17 protein-coding genes are annotated in these 13,451 nt (G+C 49.7%); 7 read left to right on the plus strand and 10 right to left on the minus strand.

From position 1 onward, the window contains the following. Positions 1 to 42 precede the first annotated feature (42 nt). The 4 genes from atpD to ndhC all read right to left on the minus strand — a co-directional run bounded on the left by atpD (position 43) and on the right by ndhC (position 3,332). Complete coding sequence (gene atpD, locus C7B65_RS01425) at positions 43 to 1,500, minus strand: F0F1 ATP synthase subunit beta (protein WP_073069118.1); 1,458 nt, start codon at positions 1,498 to 1,500, stop codon at positions 43 to 45. A gap of 221 nt (positions 1,501 to 1,721) precedes the next feature. Beyond that, positions 1,722 to 2,249, minus strand: coding sequence for an NAD(P)H-quinone oxidoreductase subunit J (locus tag C7B65_RS01430; RefSeq protein ID WP_083582612.1), 528 nt, complete (start codon positions 2,247 to 2,249; stop codon positions 1,722 to 1,724). Then, complete coding sequence (locus C7B65_RS01435) at positions 2,242 to 2,979, minus strand: NADH dehydrogenase subunit K (protein ID WP_073069120.1); 738 nt, start codon at positions 2,977 to 2,979, stop codon at positions 2,242 to 2,244. The genes C7B65_RS01430 and C7B65_RS01435 overlap by 8 nt, the downstream gene beginning before the upstream one ends. Continuing rightward, complete coding sequence (ndhC, locus tag C7B65_RS01440; RefSeq protein ID WP_073069121.1) at positions 2,970 to 3,332, minus strand: photosynthetic/respiratory NAD(P)H-quinone oxidoreductase subunit C; 363 nt, start codon at positions 3,330 to 3,332, stop codon at positions 2,970 to 2,972. The genes C7B65_RS01435 and ndhC overlap by 10 nt, the downstream gene beginning before the upstream one ends. A 266-nt stretch (positions 3,333 to 3,598) precedes the next feature. Here ndhC and C7B65_RS01445 point away from each other — a divergent pair, with 266 nt between their 5' ends. The 6 genes from C7B65_RS01445 to C7B65_RS01470 all read left to right on the plus strand — a co-directional run bounded on the left by C7B65_RS01445 (position 3,599) and on the right by C7B65_RS01470 (position 5,902). Then, on the plus strand, positions 3,599 to 3,934 hold the full coding sequence (locus tag C7B65_RS01445; protein WP_073069122.1) for a rubredoxin: 336 nt from the start codon (positions 3,599 to 3,601) through the stop codon (positions 3,932 to 3,934). A 52-nt stretch (positions 3,935 to 3,986) separates the two neighbouring features. After that, positions 3,987 to 4,994, plus strand: coding sequence for a photosynthesis system II assembly factor Ycf48 (locus tag C7B65_RS01450; protein ID WP_219898273.1), 1,008 nt, complete (start codon positions 3,987 to 3,989; stop codon positions 4,992 to 4,994). 163 nt (positions 4,995 to 5,157) lie between these two features. Next, positions 5,158 to 5,418 (plus strand): cytochrome b559 subunit alpha, encoded by a 261-nt coding sequence (gene psbE / locus C7B65_RS01455; RefSeq protein WP_073069123.1) that lies wholly within the window; start codon positions 5,158 to 5,160, stop codon positions 5,416 to 5,418. A 26-nt stretch (positions 5,419 to 5,444) separates the two neighbouring features. Then, positions 5,445 to 5,579 (plus strand): cytochrome b559 subunit beta, encoded by a 135-nt coding sequence (gene psbF / locus C7B65_RS01460; protein ID WP_073069124.1) that lies wholly within the window; start codon positions 5,445 to 5,447, stop codon positions 5,577 to 5,579. Positions 5,580 to 5,588: 9 nt separating this feature from the next. Then, on the plus strand, positions 5,589 to 5,711 hold the full coding sequence (gene psbL, locus C7B65_RS01465; RefSeq protein WP_073069125.1) for a photosystem II reaction center protein PsbL: 123 nt from the start codon (positions 5,589 to 5,591) through the stop codon (positions 5,709 to 5,711). 71 nt (positions 5,712 to 5,782) lie between these two features. Further along, entirely contained in the window at positions 5,783 to 5,902 is a 120-nt protein-coding gene (locus C7B65_RS01470; protein ID WP_073069126.1) for a photosystem II reaction center protein J, read from the plus strand. Between the two features lie 89 nt (positions 5,903 to 5,991). On the opposite strand, the gene C7B65_RS01475 is transcribed toward C7B65_RS01470, so the two are convergent. The 6 genes from C7B65_RS01475 to pedR form a co-directional block, all read right to left on the minus strand. After that, the gene (locus C7B65_RS01475) at positions 5,992 to 6,120 is read right to left on the minus strand and encodes a photosystem I reaction center subunit VIII (RefSeq protein ID WP_073069127.1); all 129 of its coding nucleotides are present in this window, start codon (positions 6,118 to 6,120) and stop codon (positions 5,992 to 5,994) included. 104 nt (positions 6,121 to 6,224) lie between these two features. Then, the gene (locus C7B65_RS01480) at positions 6,225 to 8,264 is read right to left on the minus strand and encodes a hypothetical protein (protein WP_106253883.1); all 2,040 of its coding nucleotides are present in this window, start codon (positions 8,262 to 8,264) and stop codon (positions 6,225 to 6,227) included. A gap of 158 nt (positions 8,265 to 8,422) precedes the next feature. Further along, a complete protein-coding gene (locus C7B65_RS01485; protein WP_073069129.1) occupies positions 8,423 to 8,896 on the minus strand; it encodes a photosystem I reaction center protein subunit XI in 474 nt (157 codons plus the stop codon). Between the two features lie 120 nt (positions 8,897 to 9,016). Next, positions 9,017 to 10,303 carry a histidine--tRNA ligase gene (gene hisS, locus C7B65_RS01490; RefSeq protein ID WP_073069130.1) on the minus strand — a complete coding sequence of 429 codons (1,287 nt, stop codon included), beginning with the start codon at positions 10,301 to 10,303 and terminating at the stop codon, positions 9,017 to 9,019. Between the two features lie 29 nt (positions 10,304 to 10,332). Next, a complete protein-coding gene (locus C7B65_RS01495) occupies positions 10,333 to 10,617 on the minus strand; it encodes a hypothetical protein (protein WP_073069131.1) in 285 nt (94 codons plus the stop codon). 19 nt (positions 10,618 to 10,636) lie between these two features. After that, positions 10,637 to 10,915, minus strand: coding sequence for a photosynthetic electron transport-dependent transcriptional regulator PedR (pedR, locus tag C7B65_RS01500; protein ID WP_073069132.1), 279 nt, complete (start codon positions 10,913 to 10,915; stop codon positions 10,637 to 10,639). A 158-nt stretch (positions 10,916 to 11,073) separates the two neighbouring features. On the opposite strand from pedR, the gene C7B65_RS01505 reads away from it, so the two are divergent. Continuing rightward, a complete protein-coding gene (locus C7B65_RS01505) occupies positions 11,074 to 13,407 on the plus strand; it encodes a PP2C family protein-serine/threonine phosphatase (RefSeq protein ID WP_083582614.1) in 2,334 nt (777 codons plus the stop codon). Positions 13,408 to 13,451 lie beyond the last annotated feature (44 nt).

Consider the following 13,451-nt stretch of genomic DNA (forward strand, 5'->3'; position numbering starts at 1 on the left):
AGTTTTGAGCCGTCGGAAATCAACTCAAAACTCATTCCGTTTCTACTTAGCTTCTGCCTTCATTTTTGCGGCTTTAGCAACGGCTTCGTCGATATCACCAACGAGGTAGAATGCCTGCTCTGGTAGGTCATCTAACTCACCTGCAAGAATGCGCTTGAAGCCTTGGATGGTCTTCTCTAGCGAGACATACTTGCCAGGAGATCCAGTAAACACTTCTGCCACAAAGAAAGGCTGAGACAGGAAGCGCTCAATTCGACGGGCACGAGCCACGATCGTCCGATCGTCTTCTGACAATTCATCTAAACCCAAGATGGCGATGATGTCTTGTAGCTCTTTGTAGCGCTGGAGCGTCGATTGCACCGCACGAGCCGTATCGTAGTGGTCGTCACCGACGATCGCGGGTTGCAGCATCGTCGAAGTCGAATCTAACGGATCAACTGCGGGGTAAATGCCTTTCGATGCCAAGCCACGAGACAGAACGGTCGTTCCATCTAAGTGAGCAAAGGTGGTTGCCGGAGCAGGATCAGTCAAGTCATCCGCCGGGACATAGACCGCTTGAATCGAGGTGATAGAGCCTTCGGTAGTCGAGGTGATTCGCTCTTGCAGGTCTCCCATATCAGTGCCGAGAGTGGGCTGATATCCAACCGCAGAAGGCATCCGTCCGAGTAGTGCCGACACTTCCGACCCCGCTTGCACAAACCGGAAGATGTTATCAACAAACAGCAACACGTCTTGCTTGTTCACATCGCGGAAATATTCTGCCATCGTCAGACCCGACAGACCGACGCGCATTCTAGCACCAGGTGGCTCGTTCATCTGACCATAAACTAGCGCGATTTTGGACTCACTCAAGTTGTCCTTATTAATCACGCCCGATTCCATCATTTCGTTGTAGAGGTCATTGCCTTCGCGGGTGCGCTCACCGACACCTGCAAATACAGACACTCCACCGTGATTGGTGGCGATGTTGTTGATCAACTCCATCATGATGACGGTTTTTCCTACACCTGCGCCGCCAAACAAACCAATCTTGCCACCGCGACGGTAGGGAGTCAGTAAATCAATCACTTTAATGCCCGTCTCAAACACAGAGGGCGTGGTTTCTAGCTCGACTAGCTTAGGAGCATCGCGGTGAATCGGCATGGAGTCTTGAGTGCCTACAGGACCTTTGTTGTCAACAGGCTCACCCAGCACGTTAAAAATTCGACCCAGGGTAGCAGCACCGACGGGCACGCTAATCGCTGCGCCTGTGTCCACTACTTCCATACCGCGCACTAGACCATCGGTGGTGCTCATCGCAACAGCACGAACCTGGTTGTCGCCCAGAAGTTGCTGCACTTCGCAGGTGACTGACACTTCTTGTCCGGCTTCGTTGGTGCCTTTGATGGTCAGGGCGTTATAGATCTGTGGCATGTTGCCATTCGAGAACTTAACGTCTAGAACGGGACCAATAATTTGAGTAATGTGACCGATATTCGTCTTCTCTGCGGTTGTGACCATGCTTACGCCCTAGTGTGTGGTTCAGCTATTACAAACAATTAAAAACTAAAACTTTGCGTGTTATCCGCCATTTCTCAGCTTATCACTGAGGGGTTACAGATGATTAAGCAGATTTTGGGTTGGAATCGACGCAGACCTTCTCTCTGGCTCCCCTTCAGATCAAAAGCCCCCCACTTTAGCGAGGAGCTTGATTTGAGTGACGCGACTCGGCGGTTTAAAGGCTAGTATGCGTCTTGCAGCTCAAAAAAGTCGTGAGCGATATAGTCTTTGCGGAGCGGGTAGCCCACCCAATCGGCAGGCATTAAGAGACGCTTTAAACTGGGATGCCCTTCATAAATGATGCCATACATATCAAACGACTCGCGTTCTTGCCAGTCTGCTGCTTTCCAAATCCAATAAACCGACGGCACTATAGGATTTTCGCGGGGCAGAAAGACCTTGAGCCGCACTTCATCGGGTCGATCGGCGTTATCACTCAACTTTGCCAAATGATAAAAACTGACCAGCTCCTGACCAGGGCCGGAATCATAAGCACCTTGGCACTGAAGGTAGTTAAACCCATAAGCTAGGAGCGCGGTCGAAAAAGGAATCAGAAGTTCCGCATCGACCTTGATCATTTCAGTACCACTGGCATCTCTTCCTAGAAACTCGTGTTCAAAGCCGTTTTGAGTCAGCCACTTTGAAGTTTTGCCCGCTTCGACGATCGCCGCTTCGGTTTCAGGCGCGGTAGGTTTGGTTTCTTCAGCCACGATCGAGACCCTCCTTTTCGGTTGCTTTGAGTGCGGGGGCGATCGGCAGACCCATTGCTTCTCTCAGTTCGGCGGCAGGCGTTTGTCGATCGGCGACTGCAAGATATTTGCCGTCATTAATCTCGGCAACCGCTTTCATGCTGTGAGTCGTGCTGTAGTAGCGGTGAGTTTGGCGTAAAGCACCTCGCTCTTGGATCGACTCGTTGGAGATTTTCTTCCGTAATTTAATGATCGCATCCACGATCGCTTCAGGGCGGGGCGGACAACCAGGCAGATAAATATCAACCGGGATCAGTTTGTCCACACCTCGAACCGCTGTCGGAGAATCGACACTGAACATTCCGCCTGTGATCGTGCAAGCACCCATCGCAATGACGTATTTAGGCTCTGGCATCTGCTCATAGAGACGAACGAGTGCGGGAGCCATCTTCATCGTGATCGTGCCTGCGGTGATGATCAGATCCGCTTGACGAGGCGACGATCGCGGCACTAAACCAAAGCGATCGAAGTCAAACCGCGAACCAATCAACGCCGCAAATTCGATAAAGCAGCAGGCAGTTCCAAACAGCAACGGCCACAAGCTAGAAAGCTTTGCCCAGTTATAGAGGTCATCGACGCTCGTCAGAACTACATTTTCAGACAGTTCTTGAGTAATGTTAGGACGCTCGATCGGGTTAATCAAACCCTCAGCAGAGCCATTTTTTGCAGTGAGTTCCGAGTTCATGACCATTCCAACGCTCCTTTGCGCCAAGCGTAGACCAAACCGACGATGAGAATTCCGATAAAAATCAGGGCCTCGATGAACGCTAATAGCCCCAATCGACTAAAGGCGACTGCCCACGGATAGAGAAAGACCGTTTCAACATCGAAGATCACGAAAACCAGCGCAAACATATAGTAGCGAATGTTGAACTGAATCCAAGCTCCTCCGATCGGCTCCATGCCGGATTCATAGGTCGTGCGGCGTTCGGGGCCACGACGACTCGGACGAACCAGCTTAGAAGCCGTCAATGCTAGGACGGGCACCAAACTACAGATGAGTAGGAAGCCCAGAAAATATTCGTAGCCAGTCAGGACAAACACAGTGATAGCCGCCTCTCGTAGGGTGAATCAAAACGCTTGTGTTACTTCTTCTTCACATTTCACATTATAGATGGGCGTGACCTTCTGACGTATATTGAAACACCTGCAAGCCAAGAAATCTCACTCACCATCAATCGAGAATTTTCTATAAACCCATCCCGGATCATTTCTCTTAATTGGATCTTAAAAAGGGGAGGTCATAATGTCATAATAATTAACGGAGATTTTAAGATTGGCATTCTAGTCCTCTACCCTCTCCTAAATCTATGAGTACCGAAGTTATTGATCCAAAATCGCTCGATCGTCACGAGTGTTCAGCCTGCGGCTATGTCTATGAACCGATCAAGGGAGACGATCGCCGCAATATTCCTGCGGGAACTCCCTTTGAGGATTTGCCCCCTAGCTGGCGCTGCCCGGTTTGCGGGGTGCCCACCTCTAAGTTTCAGAATGTCGGTCCGCTCAACAGCCCGTCTGGGTTTAAAGAGAATTTAGGGTATGGCTTTGGGGTCAACACACTAACGCCAGGGCAAAAGAATCTCCTGATTTTTGGTGGGTTGATCTTAGTCTTCTTACTATTCCTCAGCCTCTATGGGTTGCAGTAGTTGAGATCCTCGCTACAGAAAAACGTAAATTGTGTATCAGAGATTAGAAGCGATGCAGTGGATTATGAGAGCCTGGAAACAACTTGTCATCTTATTAGCGATCGCATTGCTAACGACTGGCTGTAAAACTTTTTTGCCGACTTTGAGCGATAACCCCTGGGAAATCATTTCCCTCCCAGTTGAAGAAAATCTTTTAGATATCGGCTTTACAGGTGACACAAACCACGGTTGGCTCGTGGGCACGAATTCATCGCTTTTAGAAACTAACGACGGTGGAAAGACTTGGGAACCGCGCAAGCTCGATCTCGGTGAACAGAATTATCGATTGAGTTCGGTGAGCTTTTCGGGTCAAGAAGGCTGGGTGACTGGACAGCCCTCCCTTCTATTGCATACCAACGATGGTGGCAAATCTTGGGCGCAAATTCCTCTGAGCGAGAAGCTTCCGGGGGCACCTAGCACCATTCTGGCAAGGGGCGCAAATAGTGCTGAAATGACGACCGATCTAGGTGCCATTTATCAGACAGCCGATGGCGGTCGCAACTGGAAGGCAATGGTGGCTGAAGCGTTTGGCGTGGTTCGGAGTCTCGATCGGGCCGATGACGGCAAATATGTCGCAGTGTCTTCGAGAGGAAACTTCTTTTCAGTCTGGGAACCGGGCGATCAAGCTTGGCACCCCTACAACCGCAATAGCTCTCGGCGTGTGCAGAGCATGGGCTTTACCAAAGATGGTCGCCTGTGGATGTTGGCGCGGGGCGGACAGGTGCAGTTTACGAGTTCTAGTGACCCAGAAGACTGGCAAGAAGTTCAAAACCCTGAGTTTGGCACAAGTTGGGGTCTGTTGGATTTGGCTTACCGCACCCCTGATGAGCTTTGGGTTGTGGGCGGCAGCGGCAACTTGCTAGGCAGTTTTGACGGCGGCAAAACCTGGCAGAAAGACAAGGAGGTTGAAAACGTCCCAGCTAACCTTTATCGAATCGTGTTTCTTAGCCCTGAGCAAGGCTTTATCATTGGTCAGCGAGGCACGCTATTGAGATATCAAGGAAGCACACAAGCTGCCTGATCCCCATTGCAATTTGTAGCGCGTTAATGGTGCTTTTTAACGCTTAGTTTTGAAGAAAATCAGCGGTTACAAATTGCAAATTTAGAAGGTTTGCTTGTGGGGATTTCTATCGTCCCTTATGATATTTATAAGGCTTTTGATTGTTGTCAGTGGAGGAATCTAAATGGCTGGTACTACCGGAGAGCGTCCGTTTGGTGACATTGTTACAAGTATTCGTTATTGGGTGATTCATAGCATCACCATTCCGGCTTTGTTTGTGGCAGGTTGGTTGTTTGTCAGCACAGGCTTGGCATATGACGCGTTTGGCACGCCTCGCCCTAACGAATATTTTCCTGCGGCCCGCCAAGAAGTGCCGATCGTCAACAACCGCTTTGAGGCAAAGCAGCAAGTTGACCAGTTCATAAACGAAAAAGACAAGAAGTAGTTTTTCACTCAATTGGTTTAAACACTATGACCAGCAATTCTCCCAATCAACCCGTGGTCTATCCCATTTTTACGGTGAGATGGATAGCCGTTCACACGCTAGCCATTCCTTCCGTGTTCTTTTTGGGTGCGATCGCGTCCATGCAGTTTATTCAACGATAGGTAAAAGCAATGGCAGTCAAATCTTCCAACCCCAACAAACAGCCTGTTGAGCTAAATAGAACATCACTCTATTTGGGTTTATTGGCAATCTTTTCGCTGGGGATTCTTTTCTCTAGCTATTTCTTCAATTAATCAAAAGTTTTAGACAATCAAATCTGTCTAAAGTCATCTACAAATCGCTTGCTTGTTAGGAGGTAAAAACTGTGGGTACTGGTGGAAGAATTCCCCTTTGGATTGTTGCAACTGTAGCAGGGACAGGGATTATAGGTATTTTGGGTCTTTTCTTCTACGGCGCTTATGCAGGGTTAGGCTCCTCTATGTAGGATGACCTGAGCTTAGTTTAAGCAATCTGTTTAACAAAAAGAAAGCCGCCTAACCTTAAGGGATAAGCGGCTTTTGTTTTGATGCTGGCTTAGATGCCAGTGGGATCTTCGCGCTCAATGTATAAGAACAGCAAGCCCATGACGACGATCGGCAAGAGCCAGGTAACAACGGGGATCAGAATCCAGGGCAGATATGATGCTGCGTATGAACCTGTCATAAAGTATTTTCCTACTAGTTGTTAGATGAGTCCATCTTTGAAGTTACCTGCGAAGGGTGTCTCAGATTCGAGGTTCTTAGAATTCTTAACACATTTATTTTTTGTCACGCCTCAAATTCGTCGAGCGAGAGATTAGGTAAGTCGGGAGGAATCACGGCGCGATCGAGCACCACTTTATGACTTTCGCGCTGAGTTGCCACTTCAACGGCGATCGCTTCGAGTTGAATCTCTAAACTACCAAACGGCACCGTGAGCTGAGTGCTGGCTTCTAAGTCGCCTAAACCGTTGGGTGCAAAATCGACAAGCCAGCGGGGGCCATCTAACAACGCGCGGGTTTGGCGGTCATTGATCCAAAACTTGACGTAGAAGCGGGGCCGCAGATTAGGGAGTTTTGCCCGAACTACGATCGCTTGACCCGCAATCAGTTCTTCACTCGCTACATCTAAACTGGGCGTTGGAACGTCTTCGTCGGTTGGTAACAGTAAGGGATTTGAAATCTGAGGTGCCGATGTCTGAAGCGGTCTTTGAAGAGTCGGGATATCTTCGACGAGCAATTCTTCACGCTCCTCATATTCATCAACTAAAACTTCTTGATTCAATAAGTCTTCTTCTAGAGACGAGGGCAACATTGCCACTTCAGAGTTATCTGAAGGAACAGCCGCCCCATCAGAAGCGGATTCTTCAACTAAAACTGCGCTTTCTGGCTGAGGAGCTGCCTCTCTTAATTCTTCAGATAACTCTGTGTCTGATGCCAGCGAGTTGAGACGATCGAGGAATCGACCCTGAATATTTAACGCCTGAAAAGCGGATTGAACGGGAGACACTTTAGAAATTGCGCCAGGGGTTTGGGCTTCAGGCAGCGCTTCTAATTCGGATACATCAGTTAATTGGGGCTGAGTTGGGGTAGCGATCGCATCAGCATTCTCAACTTCGGGAACGATCGCGGCTTCAGCACTGGCAGATTCAATAATAGGCGCAGCAAACGATGGTAGATCCAGACCTCTTTTGCCTTCTGGAGCCGAGGCTGACTGATGGAGTTGAGGCGGAAGCGGCTGATCAGATGCGTATTTGAAACTGGGAGTCTCTTTGGGAGCCGAGACAAGATTTAAGAATGTCAGATTCAGGCTAGGAGACGCAGGCGGAGGTTCGGGGTTGGCAGCAGACTCTAAGGATTGCTCTAGTTCTTCTTCGTCAGCGATCGGGTGGTTAGCGATCGTCTCTAACAACTCATCAGCATCAGCCGTCAACGTGAAAGACTGATTGGCAAGTGCGATCGGCGGGTCTGAGGTCAAGTCATAGAGAGTCACTTCACCTAGAATCAACTGAGTTTTAAATTCAGAAGGTAGCGTCAAGCGACAGGTGATCGGAGTCGGAATCGGTTGATTCAGAATCGATTCGCGAGTTTCTAGCAAAACTTGAGCGCTTTGGGGGTCGCGAAAGCAAATTTTGATTTCAGCCTGGGCAAGCACGACAGACGCTTCTGCCTCAGTCACAGGAATAATCTGACCTGAAAGCGTCAAGGGTTGCCCACGACGAGCAATATAAGTTTCTTGAGTGAGGACAATTTGCAGCGGCGGCAGTTGCGCTACTCGTTGAGTTTCTTGGGCGAGTTGCTCTGTGATTTGTAGCAAGCGATCGACTGACGATCCCGTTGCAGCGTCTGGCTCAATAGGGATTTCAGGCAGATCAGAAGTCGCTGATTCTGGGATCGGATCTGTAACGTCGATCGTCGATTCGACTGGCTCAGAGGGCGTTTGCCAATCGGGTTCCCACTCTTCTTCAGCTTCGATCGCCACCACATGAAGCTGCACAGAATATTGCCAGCTATTGCCCATTAGCTCCGACATCAAATCGCCAGAGCAATTGAGTTCCCAGGTGCCGGGTTTAAGCGTCGTGTAGGGAATCACCACCACCAGTCCATCTACATTGGTGCGATTCGATCGCTGCTGAGTGCGGCGTTTTGGCGGAACTTCGACCGTCGCTTGATGAATAATCCGAACTTCGACATTGCTATTTTTGCGGCTCGATCGAGCCACCACGCGATAGCGACCTTCTAGAATTTCCACATCAGGAGATTCGAGGGGCAACCAAGAGCGATCGCCTTCTTTTTGTAAGAGAAATTCCCAATACTCCATCTCAGGCATATTCGAGGAGCTTTCTACCCCGCATTTAGTGGTTCTAGGCTGTTATTTAACCTGCCTCATGACAGGCATTCTACCTGAGTCTCAGCCCAAACACTGAAAAAGAGCCTGAATGTTGTCAGCAAACAGGCTCTCAGATCAGATTAAGTGTCGAGGTGAGATTAGTTAAATCCGCCTCGGAAGATGCCATCGATGATCGAGAAGTTGGTCAACAGCAAGTAGGCAACAAACGCGCTACTCGTTGCGCCGACGAAAAACCCGCCAGTAAAATGGCTCCAGCCATCAGCAGACTGTAGAGAATCTTTAGAGGTGTGATCGTGATCTCCCTGAAAGGTCACGAGACCATAAGCTGAGAGGCAAAGAGTGGCGATCAAGACAAGCGCCTCACCAGAGATCAGCCCACCCACATTGGCGACATCAGAGTCACGCAGGGGGCCTAGCTTCACCCAAGGGCCGATCACGAAGTAGCCGTGAGCTAAACCGATTTCTAGCCCACGCAGCAGGGGAGATAGCCCTTTGCGATAGGCAGGCAGGTTACCAATAAATGTGCGAGTAAAGGGAGAGTCACTGATAGGGGTTGAAAGATGCCCTGTAAATGGATCGCCGTTGTAAGGTTTAATGAGCTGCTCAGTCATAGTTTAATATTTCCTAACACTTTGAAAAGTGACAGAAGAATTTGACACTCATTTTAAGCAGGCAGGGGGACGCATTCTTAAAAACGAGTCATGAGCGTTAGAAAAATTCACTAATCTTTGCTAGTTTTCGTCTTTCAGGTGAGAGATCTTAGTGCGAAGGTCAGCAATCGTCTCTAAAAGAGCAGACTGCTCGATCGCCGTTTGTTCGCCACTTTTCAGCCACTTTAGCTGTACGGTTTTGGTTTCTGCTTCACTATCGCCCAAAATTAGACAGGCAACGGCACCACTGCGATCGGCCCGCTTAAACTGTTTACCAAAGGCACTACCGCTTAAATCGAGTTCGATTGTGAAGCCCGATCGTCGCAGTAATTGTGCCAATATGAGCGCCTGAGACTCTGCCTTCTCGCCTCTAGACACGACATAAAAGTCTACTTTAGAAGGGCTGACTGGCTGAATCTGTTGCAGGAGCAAAATCAAGCGCTCTAGTCCCATTGCCCAACCGATCGCCGGGGTTTCAGGCCCACCAAGTTCTGAAACGAGTCCGTCATAGCGCCCCCCCGCGCAAACCGTCGCCTGTGCGCCCAAATCATCAGACTGAATCTCAAAAACGGTGTGGGTGTAGTAGTCTAAGCCGCGAACGAGACGGGAATTGATGTTGCAGGCGATGCCTAAATCACTCAATAGCTGTTGAACCCGATCGAACCGTCGCTGAGAATCGGAACCGAGATAGTCTAAAATGCTCGGTGCCTGATCCAGAATGGTTTGAGTGCGGGGATCTTTACTGTCAAGAATTCGTAGAGGATTGCGAGTCAGACGATCTTGAGAGTCAGCGTCTAACTCTTCTTTAAAGGGAGTCAGATAATTGACCAACGCTTCTCGATAAGTTTGACGATCGTTTGCATCTCCGATCGAGTTCAGATCTAACCGCAAATCTTTTAAGCCCAGCGTTTGCAAAATCTCGGTAGCAAGAGCGATCGCTTCGGCATCTGCCCGCACGTCTCCACTTCCCAATACCTCAACACCCAATTGATGAAACTGTCGCTGCCGACCCGCTTGAGGGCGCTCATAGCGAAACATCGCCCCGGCATACCAGAGGCGCTGCACTCCTCCTTGGGCATGGAGATTATGCTCGATATAGGATCGCGCTACTCCGGCCGTGCCTTCAGGCCGAATGGTTAGGGAGCGATCGCCGCGATCTTTAAAGGTGTACATTTCTTTGTTGACGACATCAGTCGCCTCGCCCATGCCGCGCTCAAACAAAGCGGTTTGCTCAAAGATCGGGGTGCGAATTTCTTGATAGGCAGCCCGCACCAGAATTTCACGCACGATCGTTTCGACTCGTTGCCAATAACTCACCTCATCGGGCAAGATGTCTCGCGTTCCCCGGCTTGCTTGAATTGAACTCATGAACCTTAGTTGAAAAAATAGTGAAAACTTTACTCAGTCTGAGTGTCTTTCCAGGCACCATAGCGATCGCCATAGTAAGCCAAAATTTGCTCGACTCGCGCTTGAGAAGCCGACGTTGCAGAGTCTAAAACCTGAATCCACAAACTTTCGATCTGACTCTGGTTGTAGTCAAACTGTGACGATCGCTGCGATACCAAACCAGTCTTTACTCCATCAACCTGAGACAAATGCGCTGCCACTTCTCGATAAACTGCCAACGGCAACCCTAAACACTGAACCTGATATTTCAACTCCAACGCTCCTAGTTTAGACACTTCTTCAAAATTGTCTCATCTAGAGAGCAGTGCCGTTTTCTCGGTAAGGAGGCAAAACGCAGCAGTTTACTTCGTCAAGACAGACTTTGCCCCACTGCAACGCCCAGCGCACGAGCGCCACCCGATTGTCTGTTTCAGTCTTGGTTAAGATATTGCTGATATGGTTGTCAACCGTGCGCTTGCTAATTTCTAGCTTTTCAGCAATATCTTGGTTAGTTAAGCCAGCAGCTACTAACTCAATGACTTGCAGTTCCCGATCGGAGAGCGGTGCCTGCGCTTGAGATTCGCTCTGCGCCATATAATTTGTTCCTAGACTGTGTATATGTACTTATTGTGACTTAATTCTAGAGGGTTGTTGGTCAAGCGCGAAAGGCTTGCGTTTAACATAGAGGGTGTCAAGAACCGTCTTTAGGTGAACCGTCGAGCCAAATTGCAAGACAACACCCATCAACCTCAATGCAAAACGACCCGCCCATTCTTCAGTGTTCTAATTTTTTCTGTCAGGCTCTCAATTCAGAAAGCCATCAGTTTTGTCATAAGTGTCGATCGCCGCTGATTAAACGGTATTTGTGGGCAGTAGGGTCTGGGTTAGAAATATTTAAGCCTAGGGAGTTGGTGGGCGATCGCTATCTGCTCAAAACGGGTCAAGTTTTACTGGATACCAAACCAGGGTTTCCGCCTGAAAGTCCAGTCGAAATTCCGGTTAGCTGGGAAGTCTATTTGCGGTTGTCGCCATCTCGACTGCATGTGCCGCAGATTTATGGAATGGTGACAGCACCGCGATCGACCTCTACGCTGCTTTTGCTAGAAGATGCTGCAATCTATCCAGATGGGGCAAAGCTAAAGTCAGGAAATGAGCTTGCAGGCAGTCTGATGCCAAAATTGACGAGTCTCTGGACAGAGAGCGACCCGTTACGGCAGCTTAACTGGCTCTGGCAAATCGCCCAGTTGTGGGAGCCGTTTTGCCGAGAGAACGTGGCTTCTACATTGCTGACCTCGGATTTGCTGCGGGTGGATGCCTCTTTTGTCCGATTGTTAGACTTGCAGCCCGACACTCAAGGAACTCCTGATTTAACCCAGTTGGGACAGTTTTGGGCACAGTGGCAACAAAACCCTGCTGATCCGATCTCAGACTTTTTGACTCAACTCTGTCAGCAAATGATCCAGGGGCAGATTAGAACTGCTGATCAATTATTAGATCGGCTGGATCAGGGAATGACTCATTATGGTCAGGGTCAAACTAGAACGATTCAAATTGCCACCTTTACTGACCAGGGCCCGAGTCGCCAGAGTAACGAAGACGCATGCTATCCCGCGAGTGGAAGTCATCTTTCCTTCAAGATCGGAGACGCAGCTTCAAACCCTGTAGTGATTGTCTGTGACGGAATTGGCGGACACGAAGGCGGAGAAGTGGCATCGGGGTTAGCGATCGCCACCCTGCAAACTCAAGCTGAAACGCTACTCTCAGAAACAGACCCCGATGCAGCTACCCTCGTCAGTGGGCTAGAACAAGCTGCCCTGTCCGCAAACGACGTAATTTCGCAACGTAACGATCAAGAACATCGTCAAGAACGCCAGCGAATGGGAACGACCGTCGTCATGGCACTTGCCCACGCCCATGAGCTTTTGATCAATCACGTTGGAGACAGCCGCGCTTATCGAATTACCCGAACTGGCTGCTATCAGGTCACTTTAGATGATGATGTCGCGTCGAGAGAAGTCAGGTTAGGGTATGCCCTTTATCGAAATGCTCTGCAACAGCCCTCTTCTGGCGCTCTTGTGCAGGCGTTGGGCATGAGTAGTTCTAACTTTCTCCATCCGACAGTGCAACGATTTGTTTTGGACGAGGATTGTGTCTTTTTGCTCTGCTCAGATGGGTTAAGTGACCACGATCGCGTCGATGAATGCTGGGAAGAGGAAATTGTCCCAATTTTGGATGGCACCACTGCTTTAGCAACCGCAAGCCGTCGATTAGTCGAGATTGCCAACACTCGAAACGGGCATGATAACGTCACGGTTGGCTTGGTTTACTGTCAGGTGACGCTGAATCAGACGGCGATCGCGCCGCTTCAGATCGATTGGGATCGCGCTACTTCACAAAGTTCTGAACCCTCGTCTTTATCTCCACGATCGCGGTCTGCCGAGTCTTTAGAAGAGTTACCGTCTGAACCCTCTACTTTGAAGACCCAAATTATTCAACGACCGCGATCGTCTTTCCGATTTTTGCCCCTATTGGTGATGCTGTTGGCGCTGTTTGGTATCGGGGGTCTGCTAGTTTTGCTGGTGCCCGAAATTCGGGTGGCGTTAAATCCAGTTAGTCTGCCGCCGACAAGTTCGTTTCCGACCCCGATTCCGACCGTCAGCCTTTCACCCGATCCGCCAACCCCATTCAATTCAACCAGTTCTGCTCTAGAAGCAAGAATGGTAATTCTGCTTGACCGTCCTACTACTGGCAGCCCTCAACCTCCTGTGTTGTTCTCACTGGTTCGTCAACCTAACGCTGTGGTGCCGCCTGCGTCAGACCAAACGATCGGCAGCGTGGTGCCAGGGACGATCGCGCGGGTGGTGAACCAGCAGGCGACCGAAGATCGCATCTCGTGGGTGAGGCTTGAAGTCTGCTCTGTGCCCGGAGGCAGTAAAGTTGCTAATGCGGTGAAGCCCGGAGACTTTGGTTGGCAAGAAGAACGCACGGTCGGGCCTTTTGTCACCCAAAATCTGAGTCTCAAACCTGCTCAGTTAGGTCGATGTGCTCCTCCCGCTGCGTCAGCCAGTCCTGCACCTACGCCTTGAGCCACTCGTAGGATTTAAGGCGCAAACTTCGGCGAAGCTCGGTA

This window comes from Phormidesmis priestleyi ULC007 (assembly GCF_003003695.1).
Lineage (GTDB): Bacteria > Cyanobacteriota > Cyanobacteriia > Leptolyngbyales > Leptolyngbyaceae > Phormidesmis_A > Phormidesmis_A priestleyi_A.

What these genes read in the sequence shown, in the direction of transcription:
- C7B65_RS01435 (WP_073069120.1), bottom strand. Translation starts at nt 2,979, where the DNA reads ATGGTCATGAACTCGGAACTCACTGCAAAAAATGGCTCTGCTGAGGGT.
- C7B65_RS01445 (WP_073069122.1), top strand. Translation starts at nt 3,599, where the DNA reads ATGAGTACCGAAGTTATTGATCCAAAATCGCTCGATCGTCACGAGTGT.
- hisS (WP_073069130.1), bottom strand. Translation starts at nt 10,303, where the DNA reads ATGAGTTCAATTCAAGCAAGCCGGGGAACGCGAGACATCTTGCCCGAT.
- C7B65_RS01485 (WP_073069129.1), bottom strand. Translation starts at nt 8,896, where the DNA reads ATGACTGAGCAGCTCATTAAACCTTACAACGGCGATCCATTTACAGGG.
- C7B65_RS01480 (WP_106253883.1), bottom strand. Translation starts at nt 8,264, where the DNA reads ATGCCTGAGATGGAGTATTGGGAATTTCTCTTACAAAAAGAAGGCGAT.
- psbF (WP_073069124.1), top strand. Translation starts at nt 5,445, where the DNA reads ATGACCAGCAATTCTCCCAATCAACCCGTGGTCTATCCCATTTTTACG.
- C7B65_RS01505 (WP_083582614.1), top strand. Translation starts at nt 11,074, where the DNA reads ATGCAAAACGACCCGCCCATTCTTCAGTGTTCTAATTTTTTCTGTCAG.
- C7B65_RS01475 (WP_073069127.1), bottom strand. Translation starts at nt 6,120, where the DNA reads ATGACAGGTTCATACGCAGCATCATATCTGCCCTGGATTCTGATCCCC.
- psbE (WP_073069123.1), top strand. Translation starts at nt 5,158, where the DNA reads ATGGCTGGTACTACCGGAGAGCGTCCGTTTGGTGACATTGTTACAAGT.
- C7B65_RS01450 (WP_219898273.1), top strand. Translation starts at nt 3,987, where the DNA reads ATGCAGTGGATTATGAGAGCCTGGAAACAACTTGTCATCTTATTAGCG.
- pedR (WP_073069132.1), bottom strand. Translation starts at nt 10,915, where the DNA reads ATGGCGCAGAGCGAATCTCAAGCGCAGGCACCGCTCTCCGATCGGGAA.
- psbL (WP_073069125.1), top strand. Translation starts at nt 5,589, where the DNA reads ATGGCAGTCAAATCTTCCAACCCCAACAAACAGCCTGTTGAGCTAAAT.
- atpD (WP_073069118.1), bottom strand. Translation starts at nt 1,500, where the DNA reads ATGGTCACAACCGCAGAGAAGACGAATATCGGTCACATTACTCAAATT.